15 protein-coding genes and 1 tRNA gene are annotated in these 16,173 nt (G+C 44.4%); 7 read left to right on the top strand and 9 right to left on the bottom strand.

Annotated features, from left to right (window positions below; translation table 11 throughout):
- Positions 1–193 (top strand): transposase (locus KFE26_RS22160; protein WP_283090826.1); only part of this gene is annotated, 193 nt, incomplete at its 5' end.
- Between the two features lie 216 nt (positions 194–409).
- Here KFE26_RS22160 and KFE26_RS22155 read toward each other — a convergent pair.
- The 3 genes from KFE26_RS22155 to dnaQ all read right to left on the bottom strand — a co-directional run bounded on the left by KFE26_RS22155 (position 410) and on the right by dnaQ (position 2,990).
- Positions 410–486 (bottom strand) — tRNA-Asp (locus KFE26_RS22155).
- 391 nt (positions 487–877) lie between these two features.
- The gene (locus KFE26_RS22150; RefSeq protein WP_212601743.1) at positions 878–2,251 is read right to left on the bottom strand and encodes a TIGR03503 family protein; all 1,374 of its coding nucleotides are present in this window, start codon (positions 2,249–2,251) and stop codon (positions 878–880) included.
- 10 nt (positions 2,252–2,261) lie between these two features.
- On the bottom strand, positions 2,262–2,990 hold the full coding sequence (gene dnaQ / locus KFE26_RS22145; protein WP_198573302.1) for a DNA polymerase III subunit epsilon: 729 nt from the start codon (positions 2,988–2,990) through the stop codon (positions 2,262–2,264).
- A 70-nt stretch (positions 2,991–3,060) separates the two neighbouring features.
- Between dnaQ and rnhA the strand changes: the two genes are divergently transcribed.
- The gene (gene rnhA / locus KFE26_RS22140; protein ID WP_006081489.1) at positions 3,061–3,531 is read left to right on the top strand and encodes a ribonuclease HI; all 471 of its coding nucleotides are present in this window, start codon (positions 3,061–3,063) and stop codon (positions 3,529–3,531) included.
- 190 nt (positions 3,532–3,721) lie between these two features.
- Here the strand turns inward: rnhA and KFE26_RS22135 are convergent, their stop codons facing one another.
- Both KFE26_RS22135 and KFE26_RS22130 read right to left on the bottom strand, forming a co-directional pair.
- On the bottom strand, positions 3,722–4,630 hold the full coding sequence (locus tag KFE26_RS22135; RefSeq protein ID WP_212601742.1) for a LysR substrate-binding domain-containing protein: 909 nt from the start codon (positions 4,628–4,630) through the stop codon (positions 3,722–3,724).
- A gap of 33 nt (positions 4,631–4,663) precedes the next feature.
- A complete protein-coding gene (locus tag KFE26_RS22130) occupies positions 4,664–5,401 on the bottom strand; it encodes a class I SAM-dependent methyltransferase (RefSeq protein ID WP_212601741.1) in 738 nt (245 codons plus the stop codon).
- 154 nt (positions 5,402–5,555) lie between these two features.
- On the opposite strand from KFE26_RS22130, the gene gloB reads away from it, so the two are divergent.
- Positions 5,556–6,347, top strand: coding sequence for a hydroxyacylglutathione hydrolase (gloB, locus tag KFE26_RS22125; protein ID WP_212601740.1), 792 nt, complete (start codon positions 5,556–5,558; stop codon positions 6,345–6,347).
- A 232-nt stretch (positions 6,348–6,579) separates the two neighbouring features.
- Entirely contained in the window at positions 6,580–8,127 is a 1,548-nt protein-coding gene (locus tag KFE26_RS22120) for a LysM peptidoglycan-binding domain-containing protein (protein ID WP_028760089.1), read from the top strand.
- 128 nt (positions 8,128–8,255) lie between these two features.
- Here the strand turns inward: KFE26_RS22120 and KFE26_RS22115 are convergent, their stop codons facing one another.
- The 3 genes from KFE26_RS22115 to KFE26_RS22105 are packed head-to-tail and all read right to left on the bottom strand — an operon-like array spanning position 8,256 to position 11,254.
- The gene (locus tag KFE26_RS22115; RefSeq protein WP_212601739.1) at positions 8,256–8,876 is read right to left on the bottom strand and encodes a BsuPI-related putative proteinase inhibitor; all 621 of its coding nucleotides are present in this window, start codon (positions 8,874–8,876) and stop codon (positions 8,256–8,258) included.
- Positions 8,876–10,702 carry an AsmA family protein gene (locus KFE26_RS22110; RefSeq protein WP_212601738.1) on the bottom strand — a complete coding sequence of 609 codons (1,827 nt, stop codon included), beginning with the start codon at positions 10,700–10,702 and terminating at the stop codon, positions 8,876–8,878. Before KFE26_RS22110 ends, KFE26_RS22115 begins: the two co-directional genes overlap by 1 nt.
- 57 nt (positions 10,703–10,759) lie before the next feature.
- A complete protein-coding gene (locus KFE26_RS22105; protein WP_028760092.1) occupies positions 10,760–11,254 on the bottom strand; it encodes a putative 4-hydroxy-4-methyl-2-oxoglutarate aldolase in 495 nt (164 codons plus the stop codon).
- Positions 11,255–11,474: 220 nt separating this feature from the next.
- Between KFE26_RS22105 and KFE26_RS22100 the strand changes: the two genes are divergently transcribed.
- Positions 11,475–11,795, top strand: coding sequence for a hypothetical protein (locus KFE26_RS22100; protein ID WP_028760093.1), 321 nt, complete (start codon positions 11,475–11,477; stop codon positions 11,793–11,795).
- 251 nt (positions 11,796–12,046) lie between these two features.
- Here the strand turns inward: KFE26_RS22100 and KFE26_RS22095 are convergent, their stop codons facing one another.
- The gene (locus tag KFE26_RS22095) at positions 12,047–13,819 is read right to left on the bottom strand and encodes a DUF885 domain-containing protein (RefSeq protein WP_212601737.1); all 1,773 of its coding nucleotides are present in this window, start codon (positions 13,817–13,819) and stop codon (positions 12,047–12,049) included.
- Positions 13,820–14,131: 312 nt separating this feature from the next.
- On the opposite strand from KFE26_RS22095, the gene KFE26_RS22090 reads away from it, so the two are divergent.
- Together KFE26_RS22090 and KFE26_RS22085 are read left to right on the top strand one after the other, a co-directional pair.
- Positions 14,132–15,535, top strand: a complete 1,404-nt coding sequence (locus KFE26_RS22090) for a DEAD/DEAH box helicase (RefSeq protein WP_131525615.1) — start codon at positions 14,132–14,134, stop codon at positions 15,533–15,535.
- 61 nt (positions 15,536–15,596) lie between these two features.
- Positions 15,597–16,097, top strand: coding sequence for a peptidylprolyl isomerase (locus KFE26_RS22085; RefSeq protein ID WP_212601736.1), 501 nt, complete (start codon positions 15,597–15,599; stop codon positions 16,095–16,097).
- Positions 16,098–16,173 lie beyond the last annotated feature (76 nt).

Here is a 16,173-nt window from a genome sequence, read left to right as displayed (position 1 = left end):
ACGTTTCATCATAGAAACCATCAACGACCAGTTAAAAAATATCTCTCAAATAGAGCACTCTAGACACCGCAGCGTGCATGGTTTTATGCTCAATATGATTGCGGGGCTCATCGCCTATCAATTGAAAGACAATAAGCCACAACTGAACCTCACTAACGGGGAGTTTAATGCTATTGCAGTTATGGCTCGTTAAACCGATCTCAGGTTAATTAGTGTAATTGGTATTATTCAAGATTAAAATTTTGCTGTCGAAAGGATCGAAAAGAAAGGCAATGACCTCCGGTCAAAAGATAGTTTGGGTCACGAAATGGTCACGTTTTGGTCACGGTCACAAAGAGAGAAATAGGGATATTGGATGGATGAAAATCAAAAAGCCCATGCTATTTAATAGCATGGGCTTCAAGAATGTTGGCGGAGCGGACGGGACTCGAACCCGCGACCCCCGGCGTGACAGGCCGGTATTCTAACCAACTGAACTACCGCTCCAAATTCTTCCATATCTAAATATTTGACGGGTATCTAACCCACTAACCCCAGCGTGACAGGCCGCTGATGTCAAAACGATAGTCTAACCAACTGAACTACCGCTCCAAATTCTTCCATATCCAAGTATTTTACAGGTATCTAACCCGCTAACCCCAGCGTGACAGGCTGCTGATGTCAAAACAGAACGATAATTCAACACACTTATCAAGGCTCTGCTTAAGATGCGAAGAATAATACGGTTGAGCCCTGCAGGCGTCAACCGTTTTTTTACTTCGATTTATCATTTGATTAAAAAAAAGCCAAATCAATTGCAGACCTTGATTTATATCCCAAATATCGCTGCAACGTTCCAGTTCAAAGTCATAAATCAAACATATTAAGCAACGCTTGGCTAACGGTCTTTATCTGCCTCATCTGGCATAGTGAGATCGATTTCATCTAATGAAGGCGCTGCGGGTGGATTTGCAGATGCTTCATTCAATAAACGTAACTCCGCGGCAGCTAAGGCCTGCGCCAAACTTTGGCGCTTACGCCACACAATTAATCCCACCACGCCTAAGACTAATAAGATAGCGTTGACTGTAATGATCCAGAACATCGCATCTTTCTTCGCAAGCTCTTCTTCCTCTGCCGCTTTTTGTGCAGCAACAGCAGCCAGCTCTTCGGCGCTCGGTGGTGGTTCTGGTGGTTGAATTAAGTTAAAGAAAAGCTCAGGTAAATCCAGTACGATTTCACGACCAGTGACAGTCGTCGTCGCCACAAAACCTTTTATTCGATAACTACCAAACTCTGTCACTGTAGGTAAATCTAATTCAGAATCAGGCTCAGTGAGACCATTAACAACCAAAGGCAGTTGCAAGCCAGCAGGACCGACTAACTCAAAGGAAAAATGCGTCTCAGCCAGCTGCAACACTGTCTTATCCACGTGTAACATGACTTTCCATTGCCCTGTTAGCGGATCGTCAGGGGTAATAACTTCTAGATTAATTGGCCGAGGTGACAATTTAAACGGGAATGAAACCTGCCGTTCAAACACATTATTACGTGCCTGCACGACAAACTCATAATCACCCCAAGGCTGCTTTATATTGATATTGCAAGTAAATACACCATCGTCGGGTTTTTCATCGTAATCTTCACCATTGTCTTTATAGGAACCAACAATAATGTCACCCGCGGCAAAGTTTTCATCGCCCGCCTTATGTTTACTGACAAAATGTGCCGTCCATTCGACTAAATAATCCAACCCAGGCATACGCACACGCTGCTCGTCACCCATTAACTGCGCGACAATTTTAACTTGTTCACCTTGGAAGATTGGCTGTGGTAAAGGCTGGACTTCGATTTCGAGTTTTGAGAGCTTCTTAAGGGTTGAACCAGAGACGACCTTGCCCACCAACTGCCAAGGTCCGGGCTGTGGTGACTCAATGTAAATAATATCGCCCGTTATACCATCAACCCACTTAACGGTTGCTGGATGACGATTGGCGTACCATTTACTGCCATCGGGTAACACTATGACCACAGGCGCAGAGCCATATTCACGCTCCACTAATAAGGTCATGTTATCGACCATATGATCAATACGAAAACGGTTTTTAAGCTCGGAAGCCGTCTCCAATCCTACAATCGGCGTAGCCTTGGGCGGCTTGACGACTTTTTTAGCGGGATCTAGGTCAGCGGCCAATACACTCGCCACACTAAATAACAGCGTAGTGGCAAGAAGACAAAAAGCTAAAATGGGTTTATGGCGCGACATCGGCATAGTAATTCTTCTATCCTCTCCAGAGGCATTTACCTGATTTTGCGACTAAATCAAGGCGTTGTTCATGCATTGTCAGTTCATCGGCCGATGCGCCAATCACTTTAAGATTAAGTGATTGCGGATCAAAACGTTGAATCCCCCCCGCTTCCTGCCCCGCTTCTTCGTTAGACAAATTAAACTTTGTCTGCCCGCCAGTCATGATCAGATAAACATCGGCGAGGATCTCGGCATCGAGTAATGCGCCGTGGTACTCGCGTCGAGAAGTATCGACGCCGTAACGCTTACAGAGCGCGTCGAGATTGTTTTTCTGGCCGGGATGTAAAAACTTAGCAATCTCTAAGGTATCGAGGATCTGACAAATATCAGCAGTTTTCGGACCACGCGGCTGCAGCAGTGAAAACTCATGATCCATGAAGTTCACGTCGAAGTTCGCGTTATGTGCGACGATTTCAGCGCCGTCGATAAAGTTGATAAACTCTTGAGCAATTTGATGGAAACGCGGCTCTTTGGAAACGCGTTCATCGGTAATACCGTGAACAGCGATAGCTTCGAGATCAATTGCTTGACCAGGATTGATATATTGGTGGTAATAACGCCCCGTCAAACGACGGTTTACCACTTCCACACAACCAATCTCGATGATCCTATGGCCTAAATAGATGGCGCCGCTGCCCTGGTTCATACCTGTGGTTTCGGTATCTAAAATAACCTGACGGCTAGCATTAGAGATAATATTCATGTTTTTATGCGCTTCTTATGACAATTTTTAGTTATACTCGGCCGAAATTCCCGGCTATGGTAACAATTTGATGACTGAACTAAAACTGATCCACATCTTCACCGACGGCTCTTGCTTAGGCAATCCCGGTCCTGGCGGCTATGGCATTGTAATGAATTATAAAGGCCATACAAAGGAGATGTCCGACGGTTTTGCGCTCACGACCAATAATCGCATGGAATTGTTAGCCCCAATCATAGCGTTAGAAAGCTTGAAAGAGCCTTGCCAAGTCGTGCTCACCAGCGATAGCCAATATATGCGCCAAGGCATAATGACATGGATACATGGCTGGAAGAAAAAAGGTTGGATGACATCAAACCGTACCCCAGTCAAAAACGTTGACCTATGGAAACGATTAGATAAAGCCTCACAGATGCACACTATCGACTGGCAATGGGTTAAAGGTCATGCAGGCCACGCCGAAAACGAACGTTGCGATGTGTTAGCTCGCACCGCGGCAGAATCTAAACCAACCCAACCCGATTTAGGTTATCAGCCATAACCCAGTGCTACTCAGTGTAAACTCGCTAAATTCGAAAAAGTAAGTTCGATGCAATCACGCCTAAGTTAAGCACTTGGGCGTGATGATTTAATTCGCGATTCATCTCACAGTTTAAGCTTACCGTCAAAATTAACCTTTTAAATAAATCGCTTAAGCTCACTGTTTACGAGGGCCATTGCTATCAAACTGCTTATTTTAGTTCCACACCTGCAATATTGAAAAAATTCTCACAAAACAGCACAAAAGCTTGACCTAGGGATGTCGCCTGACGGCTCTTATGGGTAATGCGATAAAACTGCCGCTCGAGTACGAGTCCCTCAATCGTGACTAACGCCAACTCTTTACGACTGATTTCTTTCTCAAGCGCCAACTCAGATAACACCCCAAGCCCAGCACCTTGTTTCACAGCCAATTTAATCGCATCCGGCGTAGTAAAGCAGAATTTAGCCTCCGGCTGCATATCCAACTCATTGGCGGCATTTACAAAATATTCGCGAGTGCCCGATCCTTCCTCACGTAGCACCCAAGACAGGCCTTTAACAGCTGCAGGTTTAACCACTTTCCCCGCCAGAGGATGCGCCGGATGACAAAACACCAGCAGTCTATCCTTATGCCATGCCTCAACACTCAAACGATGGTCAGTGCAATGGCCTTCAATAAAACCCATTTCAGAGCGGAACTGAGCAACCGCTTGGATCACATCTTGAGTATTAGTAATCGCCACATCCACATGGGTTTGAGTATGTTGCTGACAAAATGCCACTGCGGCTTTCGCCATTAGATAATTGCCGATTGTCGAACTGGCACTGATGCTTAAACGCCCAACCAGATCACCACCATGATAAGTAAATGCCTGCTCAATTTGTTCAACACGGTGTAATAGATCCGTTGCCAATGGCAACAATAAATTACCCTGGGAGTTAAGCTGTAATCGATTGCCAATACGTTCAAATAGGCGGGCATTTAGCTGCTTTTCTAATTCAGCCAAGGCCATAGATGTCGCCGGTGGTGATAAATTCACTTGTTCAGCCGCCTTTGCGACTTGGCCGCTACGTGCCACAGCCTCAAATACTGCCAGTTGTCTTAAGGTGATCCGCATATAAAAACCTGTACTTAAAATGGAAATGCCTTATCAGTTTTCCGAATGCTCTGATAAATGTCCCGAACGACCCGCAGTCGGTGCCGTGGTCCAATTTGTCTGCCGCACCTTACGTTTATCGCGAATAGGTGTGAGTGGCGACTCGAGTTTACGTGCCACAATTAAATACAAACTGCCCGCGCTAGGAAGCCATGACGCTAAACTCTGTTGCAAAAATTTGCCTTGGGTAAACTCGCCCATTAATGGGTGATAGACCAAACGCTCATCCCCCACCACTTGATAACCTAATAAACCTAACCAATCTCGCACCCTCGAAGGCATAAAAAAACGGCCATTCCAAGGAAGACAATCCTGATATTTAGGCCATAACTTACCCAAAAATACCGGACTCAAGGGATTAAAACCGACGATAAAAAGATAGCCTCCGGCGATGAGTACCCTATCGGTTTCGCGAAGAATACGGTAAGGATCGGGTTCAAATTCGAGCAATAAACTCATCACCACCGCATCTATCGCCGCATTCTGCAGGGGTAGATGGCAAAAATCACCTTCAATAGAGGTGCCTTTAGATGGCGAGAGTGAAAAATGATGGGCGACTGGCGATGCCATGCTCGACAATTCGGCACTCAAAGGCCCTAACTTTAATAAATGATAACCAAAGACTCTTGGCCACCAATCTTCAAGCTGTTTAGCGACGGCTTGCTGTAGTGCCTCACCATTGGGTAGGTCACTCCATTGTTCGGGCTTGAGCTCAGTACTAAAATGCGACACAGAGTTCCTCCGTTAGCTGGGTAGACAAGTATCCAATTGGGTCAAAGATGACCAACATTCTGCCACAGGGCAAAAGCGGCAAAGGTCGCCAAGGACCGTTCACTCATGGATAATACCTTTATCTTCAAATTGAAATACGGACATAGGCAGTTCTATGCTCACTATAACAGCGATCAAAGCCTTTAATGACAATTATATCTGGGTGTTACAACAACAGCCCCATACTCAGGTTTATGTTGTCGATCCCGGCGATGCAAGTGTGGTCATTGACTATCTGCAAGCCAATCAACTCACGCTAGCGGGTATTTTACTGACCCACCACCACAATGACCATACGGGTGGCGTAGCAGCGCTTCAAGCCTATAGTCATAATAGACTCAGGGTTTATGGCCCAGATAATGAGAAGATCGAAGGCATCACACATCCACTGCACGCAAAAGCCAAGCCCAGATTCACACTGGAGTATCTCAGCGCTGAGCTGCAAGTCTTAGATGTACCAGGCCACACAGCAGGACATATAGCCTACGTTGTTGAAGATGCCTTATTTTGCGGTGACACCCTGTTTAGCGGCGGCTGCGGACGCTTATTTGAAGGCACGCCAGCGCAAATGCTCAACTCACTACAGCAACTTGCCCAGCTTCCCGCCGACACTCGGGTTTATTGTGCCCATGAATACACACTTTCAAACCTCAAATTTGCCCTCGCGGTCAATCCCAACAATCGCGAGCTCCAAGACTATAACGAATGCGCGATGCAATTACGTCGCCAAGACAAAGCGACTATTCCCTCCACCATCGCTTTAGAGCGTGCCATCAATCCCTTTTTACGCCCAAGCGACACTGAAATTGTCGATAACATAAAACAGCATTTTAGCGGTCTAAATCACGCAAATTTAGACGAACTCAGCGGTTTTACCTTACTCAGACAGTGGAAAGATAATTTTTGATCACAAAAGCAATATTATAGATTGAAATTCAAACAGTTTTTCTCATTTTTGATGATGTAAGTCAAAAATGGCCTTACATTATGTACGATAATTAAGGGACAAGATCGAAAAGATCCCATAGAATGGCTCGTTTTGCGTGAAAACTTTGCGCGCTGCGTCGTCTTTATCTTCATATAAAACATACTGTTACTATAAAGAAAAGCGATGCACTAACAGAGGACTACCGTTTTCAATGAGAGTATCACTTTATGTTGTTGTAGGGGGATTTGCCCTACTCACAGGCTGTCAAACATTAGACAACCATGGCGTTAACCAAACAGAAGTTGAAGCCGTCACAACCGAAAATACAGTCCCAGAATATTACCTCGCAACCGAGGCTCCATCGGCGCAAATTACCGATGTGTGGGAGCGAATTCGTCAGGGCATGCAGTTACCGGTTCCAGATCAAAAATTGGTGAATCAATACCGTGATTGGTACATCAAAAATCCACAGCATCTGGCGATCATCTCGGAACGTGCTGCACCTTATATGTACATGATTGTAGAAGAACTTGAAAAGCGTCATCTTCCTATTGAGATAGCTTTGTTACCCATAATTGAAAGCGCCTTTGATCCTTCCGCATCATCGACTGGCGCGGCATCGGGTCTGTGGCAATTTACCACACCTATGGCCAGTCATTTCGGTTTAGAAATGAACTGGTGGTATGACGGTCGTCGTGATGTCCCCGCATCAACGACTGCGGCGCTCGATATGCTGGAATACCTCTACGATAAAACCAATAACAATTGGCTTTATGCTATTGCTGCCTATAACTCGGGTGAATCACGGGTGCTCAATGCAATCAAACGTAACGAGAAAAAAGGCTTAAAAACGGATTTTTGGTCATTGGATTTGCCCAGAGAGACGGAGCGCTATGTGCCGCAACTGCTCGCACTGGCAGAAGTCATTAAACACGCTGATGAATATGGTATTTCTTTAGCGCCAATTGACAACAATCCGACTATTGAAGTGGTTGATATTGATAGCCAAATTGATTTAGCCATGGCGGCAGGTTTTGCCAATATGACCACGCTTGAGTTACAAAAACTCAACCCAGGTTATAACCGCTGGGCTACATCGCCACTTGGTCCGCACACCTTAGTGCTACCAATTGATAAATCGGAAGAATTTAAAAAAGCGCTCGCTGAAACAGAAACCGAAGATAGGATCAGCTGGTTACGATACACGATCAAATCTGGCGATAGCATTGGCAAGATTGCTACGCAGCACCATACGACCGTTGCCGCTATTCGCGCCGCCAACGGCATGAAAAGCAACACGATCGTCGCAGGCAAGCATTTGATTATTCCTGTCGATGCGCAAGACAAGCAACTTTATGCCCTGTCAACTAAGCAGCAATTGCCGAAAAAATCACATGCTGCAGTTGAATCAACAAAAATTGCTTATCAGGTTAAGTCAGGAGACACACTCTCAGAAATAGCCCAAGCCCATAAAGTGACGGTGAAACAACTCAGCACTTGGAACAAATTGGCTAAGAATAGCAAGCTACAAAACGGTCAGAAGTTAGTGATCTTAGCACCAAAGGAGCTTGAGCAAACCGCACAAATTCGTACTGTCAGTTACAAGGTAAAATCCGGTGATTCACTTGCCCGTATCGCCAATAAATTTAACGTAACTGTTGCCGAGCTACTCGAGTGGAATAGCCTAGCGCAATCACAGTATTTACAACCAGGCCAAGTGATCAAATTAGTGGTTGATGAAACTAAGTTGAGTGCGTAAGGACTAAACTGGCACATAGTTCGAACGGATTAGTGCTATAAATCTGAGCCATAGATAACAAAAAGGCAGCAACCCTATCGGATTGCTGCCTTTTTCTATTACGGGCTTTTCTATTATGAGAGGCGGCGTTATTCCATCGTCAGTAATAAGACAACGGGCGCCATAACAACGGCATCAGACTCTAATGCTTTAGCGGCAAAATGCGCTTCTAAGCGAGCACCATCTGCAGGTATTCCTGCAAATGCTTTGGGCGGAATACTAAATGAAGTCGTGATCACTTTCCCTGCCGCCAATTGGCTATCACGTAATGCTTGGGTAAACATCATATCATCCGACCAAGCCCACAGACGTTTGCCCTCTTGCGTTACCAACCACAAATCCGCCGTCATCCCAGAGTTATAACGTAGGCCGACAGCATAGGTTTGTGGATTTGTCACAGTCAATGTCGCCTTAACCGACTGCTTAAAATCGATAAAAGGTTCTAGAGTTAATTCGCCGCGAAGCAGGCCTTGTGTCTTTTCTGCCATCACAGGTTCAGCCTTTAATGTCGGAGTGCTTTTAAGCCCAGAAACATCGAGCGCCAGATCGGCAGCGCGAATAATCTCAGGCTGAACGGCCGCGGCTGTTGTAGTCTCACCCTTGGTTGACTGACTCGTGTCAGCGGCTTCGGGCGCCGAGCACCCAACAAGTTGCCCGCCGACAAAAGCACTCGCGCAAACAAGTAATGCGTAACGCGTAGAAACAACCATTAGAAACCGCCTAGTTTTTTCAATAATGAGTCTTTTAATTTTTCCTTAGCTTTGTCGGTTTCTTCCTTAAGCTGGTTATTCAGTAAGGCTTTAGTATCCAAAGCATATTCAGGTTTTTGGAAAGTGCCTGTAATGGCCAACGGAATGTCAACTCCAGCCAGCGCATCTTTGTCGCTACCACCCTGCCCCTTCAATGAATTCACTAGGCTAGCGGTTAGTCTGTAGTCCAAGGCTTCAGTCAATAAATTCGCAGTGCCTTTACCATCCAAACGCAGTAAAGGCGAAGACAAGGCAAGATCTGGATTCGTGGCAACGCCATTATCCAACGAGAAACTGCCCGTCAGACTCGAGAAGTCAGTTTTGCGCTCCGCCTTCGTTTCTGGCGATAAGTCGCCCTTTAACTTAGCTTGGGCGCTGCGGATCATCTGTGGAATATTTACCCCGTACAGAGCACCGTCATTAATATCAAAATGACCATTCGCTAACAGGTTTTTCTTTAACTGCTCAGGGATCAAACTCTTACCTTTCCCCTTCACATCAAAGTTGGCTGTACCGGCCAATAAATCCACATCCGCCGCATCTTTCAGCAAAGGACGAATTTGTACGCCCGTCACTTTTTTATCAAATTGATAACTCGCCACTGCTTGACGAGCATCAACCTGAGCGCTCACCAGCAACTGACCTTGATATAAATCCGCATTCAGTTTCGTCAGATCTAACACGCCATTTTTAATGCCCACATCCATTAACCAATTTTGAGTCGACAGATTCGCGACCTTAATAGACTTAACAGTCAACTTGAGTTTTACATCAAGCTGCTTAAGGGCTGAGAGATCAGGCTCAACTGTCTGAGAGTTTGCTGCTGGCGCTTGTTCAGCGGTGGCGGTGGCCTCTGTTTTAGGTAACAGTGTATCTAAATCAATATCGCCAACTTGAAAATCAGCATTAATTTGTGGAATTTTCGTACCATAATTCACACCCACTTTACCCGCAGCGGTAATGCTCGCCGCGGTAAGCTGCGCAATATCGACGGACAATTGCTGTTTATCAAGGGCGATTTGAGTTGCTAAGCTGACAGATGTTTCGAGTTTCTTGTTCGGAATACTCTCACCTTCAACCACAGTGTCAATTTTCAGCCCATTGATAACGAGTTGTTTAAAGTCTCGACTGAGTTTTAGTTCACCTTTAGCTTCGCTACTTACCGTCATATCCGGCATAGTTGCACTGAATTCAAAGGCGATAGGCGCAAATTTATCTAAGGAGAACTCACCTAAGGTGAAGCTATTTAAGGTAAAGACTTGAGTCTGCTTATTAGCTTCGTCAATCATATTAATTTGGGTATTGGTGATAGAAATGCCACCAATATTAATGTCGTTAAGTTTGGCATTCGATGAAGATTCGGCGGCAGCTGGAGACGCTGTTTTTGGGCTATTATCGCCGCTCAACCCATCGAAACTGTTAGTGCCATTTTTACGGGTGACTAAATTGATCGTTGCGCCATCGAGACTCAATTCTGCAATTTCAATTTTCTGACTAAACAACGGCATTAGCGCCACTTCAGCAACGGCTTTTTTGACTTCTAACATAACCTTAGGCGTAAAGCCTTCAGGGTTAGATAAAGACACCCCTCCTAAATTAATACCTATAATAGGGAAAAATGTCCAAGATAAATCGTCAGTAATGACTAATTCACGACCCGTTTGTTTTTTTACGGCATCGACTATTTCAGGTTTAAAATCATTAGGGTCGAAAAAGACAGTGAGATAAACGGTGACTAAAAGAATGAGCGTCACCATTAAGGCTAAGAGCCACTTAATGAATTTCATATAAATATCCTTATCAAAAACAACTTGAATTTATAGCAACTAATGCATTTAGAAATGTTAATTTAAAAATGCAAAGTTCAACATTTCATCACTTACTGCAATACCATTTTCATCGGCATAGAGCATCATACCGGGCTTAACCGTCACGCCCCCCATATCGACAGCCACATTAATTTGGCCTTGACCTAACTTTTCGGTTTTTATCGGCATAGCCCCTAAGGCAAAGACACCTAAGCTGAAAGTATTTAATCTCGCCACATCGCGAACACAACCATTAATCACTATCCCTTGCCAACCATTATCTAAGGCGCTCTGCGCTATGAGGTCACCTAACAATGCGCGGCGCAGAGAACCGCCCCCATCGACAACGAGCACTTTTCCATGCCCATCCTGTGCAAGTATCTCTTTTACCTTTGAATTATCCTCAAAGCACTTTACTGTGACTATCTCGCCCCAGAAGAGCCGTTTACCACCAAAGGGTTTAAATGCAAGGGGAAGTAACTGTAATTTAGACGGATAGTGGTCGAATAAATCTGGTAGTAGATCAAGCATTTGAATCTCCATGATAGTCTATAACTTTAGACTACTCATAATTGTAGACCCCGACAAGGTCAAAGCAAAAATCAGCGGAATTTTTTATTTCATTTTAACGTGCAAAGGCTTGGTGTATATTGGCATAAGCATTATAATCTGCGATAGTTAACGTCCTATGACACTCTTTAAAGTTTCATAAATTTGTTCCCACACCTCTTTGTTATAAAGCGAAAACCAAATGACAACTGATCTTGATTTACAGAGCGCAATCGCAGCTCTTGATGAGTATGGATATGATAAGAAAGTCTCAACGGATCTTGAGCAAGCACGTAACAAGCAACAAATGGGTAAATATATTAAATCTCTCGACTATAGTTTACGTCGATTATTGATATTACAAGAAACCGTTAATGAGTTAGTTGAAGAAAAGAAACATCAATTAGCTCAGCAAGAGAATATTCAAACCTACAAAACAAAAATCATTAACTTGTCGAGAGAATTTAACATTTCTTACGATGAAGTCTTAGCGCTGATGGCATCATCTAAATCTAAGAAGTAAGTTTATCGCCATTGTGCTCTATCACCACGCAGTTAAATTGTTTGATTAACATCTGCATATGCCATATAACGAAATATATACTTTTTCGGTTATATGGCAGAATTTTCGGCTTTTCATTATTCGCACAGTGTTAACGATTTCATTTCATAAGTAACAATGCCAACTTATGTTAAGCTCACACTATACCTGTCTAGCTATTTGGCATAAAAAAGCAGAGCCTAAGCTCTGCTGATTTATATCAATATACGAACTTATTTGCTCTGCATTAATTGGCGAATATATTTCACTGGTGCACTACCATAACTCAAGAATGTTTCGTGGAAAGTTTTAAGGTCAAAATCTTTACCTTGCGATTTTTTGTATTCTTCACGGAAATCATAGATTTCTCGATAACCTGAATAGTAACTCGTCAGTTGCACTTGACTAAGTGTCGCACGGCGCCACTTGCCTTCGGCTTCAGCTTGCTGTTGGAAGGCTTCATTCATCATCAGGGCAATAGCTTGATCTTCGGTCATGCCTTTCACATGAATGCTATAATCCAAAATCGTGTTACAGATAACACGTAAATTCCACTTGTAGTACATCAACCACATTTCAGGCTCAAAATTGCCATAGCCTTCTTCTAACATCATACGCTCTGCATAAACCGCCCAACCTTCGACCATAGCACCATTACCAAATAAACTTTTCACTAAACTCGGAGATTGATTAGAGTAAACGAGTTGAGTGTAGTGCCCTGGGATGGCTTCATGAATATTGAGGATTTGCAGGATCCAGTGATTATATTCACGCAAGTAACTCTCGGCGGACTCATCACTCATGCCATCGAGCGGCGTCACGTTATAATAAGTATTGCCTGACTTCTCATAGGGTCCAGGTGCACTAATTGATGCACCGGCATAACCACGCATATATTCGGGCGTTTCACGGACAACGAGTGGTTTTTTAGGATCTAATGTGACTAGTTTTTTCTTATTTACAAATTCAATCAGCTCTGGAATTTGCTTACGCACTTCATTCACGAATTCATCGCGCTGAACATGCTGAGTCGATAATTTATCGATTAATTGGCGAATGGCGAGCTTACTGTCAGCAGGCTTTGGCGTAGTAAAATATTTAGGCCATAACTTATCGGTAATTTTAGCCATTTCTCCTTGAACACGCTCTTTATCGGCTACGGCTTTTTGATATAGCTGTTTCGCCGTCATCCCCGCTTGGATATCAAAGGCAAATTTTTGCTCATATAACGCCTCGCCAATTCTAAAACTACGTGCTCCATCTTTTTTAAGTTGAACCACTAATTTGTCTAACCAAGCGATATGGCCGTTAATCGCCGCAGTGGCCGCATCGAAACGCGTTTTAAATAACGCTTTTTCCACATCAGTCAAACCAGAGTCGGCGACCTGTTTTAATAAGTCATCGGAAAAAACCGAAAATGCACCTTGATTCTGCAGCACTGCTAACTCAGTGTGCTCCAATGTTGGTTTGCTAATGTTCGCCTGCGCAGCAGCATAATAAGCTGGCACATTTTCTAAACGCGCTAATACCGAACGTAATCTGTCATCTAATGGAGCGAATTTTTCATTGATGATTTGGGCAAAACCACCCGATACGTTGTAACTTGAAGGATCCCACTGCCAAGATTTAAAACTGTCAATTTCCCATGCCATGCTACCGAGTAAATTGTCGATCAGATGGTAATCAATCAGTTCATTCGGCGTTAGCGACTTTTGCTCGAACTGAGTCAACTGCGCTTGCTGAACTTTCACAAACGCTAAGGTCTTTGCTCGACCTGCTGCATCGGGGATTTCAAGGTAACCATCGTTAACATGCTTGCCACTGTATAAGGCCCAAGTCGGTGACAATTCCCACAATGAATCAATAAAGGATGCTGAAAATTGCTCAAATGAGTGGGCTTTAACTTCAGGTGCGACCACGGGCGCGGTTTGACTCGTATGGGATTGACAGCCAGCAAGGCTGGCCAGCGATAGCACTATCGCAAGGGAAATAGCGTTTTTTTTCATTATTATGGGTCCTTTGTTAAGATTTATCAGGCATATAAAAATTACCTCAGTTAATCATATTGCCCCAATAATTGCAGCTATGTTAGCCATGAATACATGCGCGGTTACAAAATTGTAAGTTCTCAATATTTTACCGCCTATCATTCGCCTATTCGACGTATAAGCCCCTCTTTACCAAACACACACACAAATAATGATAATCGCCTATTCTGTTTCACCTCCTGCTATAATATCGCCCTGCTCCACTGTTCATGCTTTAGCGTAACAGTTTGCTTATACATTATTGACCTGACCCTTTACCTGAGACATTCAATGCCATTTTCCAAACTTGGATTAAGCGATCCGATTTTAAGAGCCATCACTGAGCTCGGCTATTCACAACCTACTCCGATCCAAGAAAAAGCCATTCCGGTGATCTTGAAAGGCAAAAACCTGCTTGCTGGCGCGCAAACAGGTACAGGTAAAACCGCCAGTTTTGTGTTGCCAATACTGCAAATGTTCGCCGACATGCCGAAAATCCGTGCTAAACGCGTTCGTGCATTAATCTTAACGCCAACCCGTGAATTGGCCGTTCAGGTAGAAGATAATATTGCCAAGTACGCAAAATACCTGCCGCTGACGTCTATGGCCATGTATGGTGGCATGGATGCCGCACCGCAGAAACAACGTCTTATTGAAGGCGTCGATATTCTGGTGGCAACACCCGGTAGATTGCTCGATATGTACACCCAAAGAGCGATTCATTTCGATGAAATCTCGATATTAGTCCTAGATGAAGCCGATAGAATGCTCGATATGGGATTTATCGAAGACATCAATAAGATTATCGAACGTCTGCCAACAGAACGCCAAAATCTGTTGTTTTCGGCAACCTTATCTAAGCAAGTGCGCTTTTTAGCGAAAACAGCGGTTGAAAACCCTGTCGAAATTGAAATTGCCCGCGACAGCGCAAACGCACCACAAATCGACCAATGGTTGATCACTGTCGATAAAGATAAAAAGTCGGCCCTGTTAAGCAAACTCATCACTGAGCAAGCGTGGGAACAGGCACTGATCTTTATCCAGACGAAACAAGGCGCCGCCAAACTGGTTAGCCAACTCGAAAAACGTGGCATTGCCGCCGAAGCCATTCACAGCGGTCGCAGCCAAGCGGTACGCGAGCAATTATTAGTGGATTTCAAATCTGGCAAACTACGCTTTTTAGTCGCGACTGGCGTTGCTTCCCGCGGTATCGATATCGACGCCCTCACCCGTGTGGTCAATTATGATTTGCCCGATGAAGCCGATGATTATATTCACCGTATTGGCCGAACCGGTCGTGCTGGCGCCTGCGGCGAAGCCATCTCCTTTGTTTCTAAAGATGATTTTAGGAATCTATGTGCTATCGAGCGCCGTCTAGGTCACCTCATAGTGCGTAAAGAAATTGAAGGCTTTGTGCCGAACAAAGAAGTGCCTGTGTCTATTCTCGATTTTGTGCCCAAAAATACTACGCCAAAAACCTTTAAAACTCGGGCACCTGAGGCCAGATCCTCGCGCCCCGCGAAGGAAGGCTCCTTTGAAACCGCCCATGCGAAAAAGCATCGCAGCGCAAAATCAAAGCCAGAGGTTAAAGCCAATGTAACACGGCCGCAATCTATTCAGACTGACAATGGTAACGATACAACGGGTCGCAGCGCGCCCTTTAATCCGTGGAATAGCGGCCCTAAAACTAAGTAATGACTCAGTACAAGTCGTGACTTATTAGATATAAAAACTCATTAAGATAGAAGATATTAGCATGATTACATTTAGCACAAATCTAGGCGACATCACTATAGAACTCGATTTTGAACATGCGCCTGTCAGTTCAAAAAACTTTGTTCGCTATTGTGAAGAAGGCTTCTTTGAACACACTATTTTTCACCGAGTAATCAAAGGCTTTATGATCCAAGGCGGCGGGTTTACCGCAAAAATGAAGGAAAAACCGACCCACGAGCCTATCGTTAACGAAGCCAACAAAGGCCTAAGTAACACCATAGGCACAATCGCTATGGCTCGCACCGATGCGCCTCACTCGGCCACCGCGCAATTCTTCATCAACACAGCCAATAATGACTTTTTAGACCATACCGCCACCACCAATAACGGTTGGGGCTACGCGGTATTTGGTAAGGTTACGGCGGGAATGGACATTATCCAGCAGATTGAGAAAGTCAAAACCACCACGGTCGCTGGCCACGAAGACGTGCCCCCCGGACCTATCTTCATCGAGAAAAGAACGATTTATATTCAAAGTTAATTTTTTTAACAAAAATATTTCTTTCTCTTTTTCACATCTCCTAGCCCACGAGACCGAGGCTGATATCGTATGTCGT

The sequence above is a fragment of the Shewanella sp. M16 genome (genome assembly GCF_018224605.1).
Taxonomy (GTDB): domain Bacteria; phylum Pseudomonadota; class Gammaproteobacteria; order Enterobacterales; family Shewanellaceae; genus Shewanella; species Shewanella oncorhynchi.
This window is presented reverse-complemented; position numbering and strand designations above follow the sequence as displayed.

Coding starts and splice junctions, on each gene's coding strand:
- KFE26_RS22150 (WP_212601743.1), bottom strand. CDS start 2,251: ATGCCGATGTCGCGCCATAAACCCATTTTAGCTTTTTGTCTTCTTGCC.
- dnaQ (WP_198573302.1), bottom strand. CDS start 2,990: ATGAATATTATCTCTAATGCTAGCCGTCAGGTTATTTTAGATACCGAA.
- rnhA (WP_006081489.1), top strand. CDS start 3,061: ATGACTGAACTAAAACTGATCCACATCTTCACCGACGGCTCTTGCTTA.
- KFE26_RS22135 (WP_212601742.1), bottom strand. CDS start 4,630: ATGCGGATCACCTTAAGACAACTGGCAGTATTTGAGGCTGTGGCACGT.
- gloB (WP_212601740.1), top strand. CDS start 5,556: ATGCTCACTATAACAGCGATCAAAGCCTTTAATGACAATTATATCTGG.
- KFE26_RS22120 (WP_028760089.1), top strand. CDS start 6,580: ATGAGAGTATCACTTTATGTTGTTGTAGGGGGATTTGCCCTACTCACA.
- KFE26_RS22115 (WP_212601739.1), bottom strand. CDS start 8,876: ATGGTTGTTTCTACGCGTTACGCATTACTTGTTTGCGCGAGTGCTTTT.
- KFE26_RS22110 (WP_212601738.1), bottom strand. CDS start 10,702: ATGAAATTCATTAAGTGGCTCTTAGCCTTAATGGTGACGCTCATTCTT.
- KFE26_RS22105 (WP_028760092.1), bottom strand. CDS start 11,254: ATGCTTGATCTACTACCAGATTTATTCGACCACTATCCGTCTAAATTA.
- KFE26_RS22100 (WP_028760093.1), top strand. CDS start 11,475: ATGACAACTGATCTTGATTTACAGAGCGCAATCGCAGCTCTTGATGAG.
- KFE26_RS22095 (WP_212601737.1), bottom strand. CDS start 13,819: ATGAAAAAAAACGCTATTTCCCTTGCGATAGTGCTATCGCTGGCCAGC.
- KFE26_RS22090 (WP_131525615.1), top strand. CDS start 14,132: ATGCCATTTTCCAAACTTGGATTAAGCGATCCGATTTTAAGAGCCATC.
- KFE26_RS22085 (WP_212601736.1), top strand. CDS start 15,597: ATGATTACATTTAGCACAAATCTAGGCGACATCACTATAGAACTCGAT.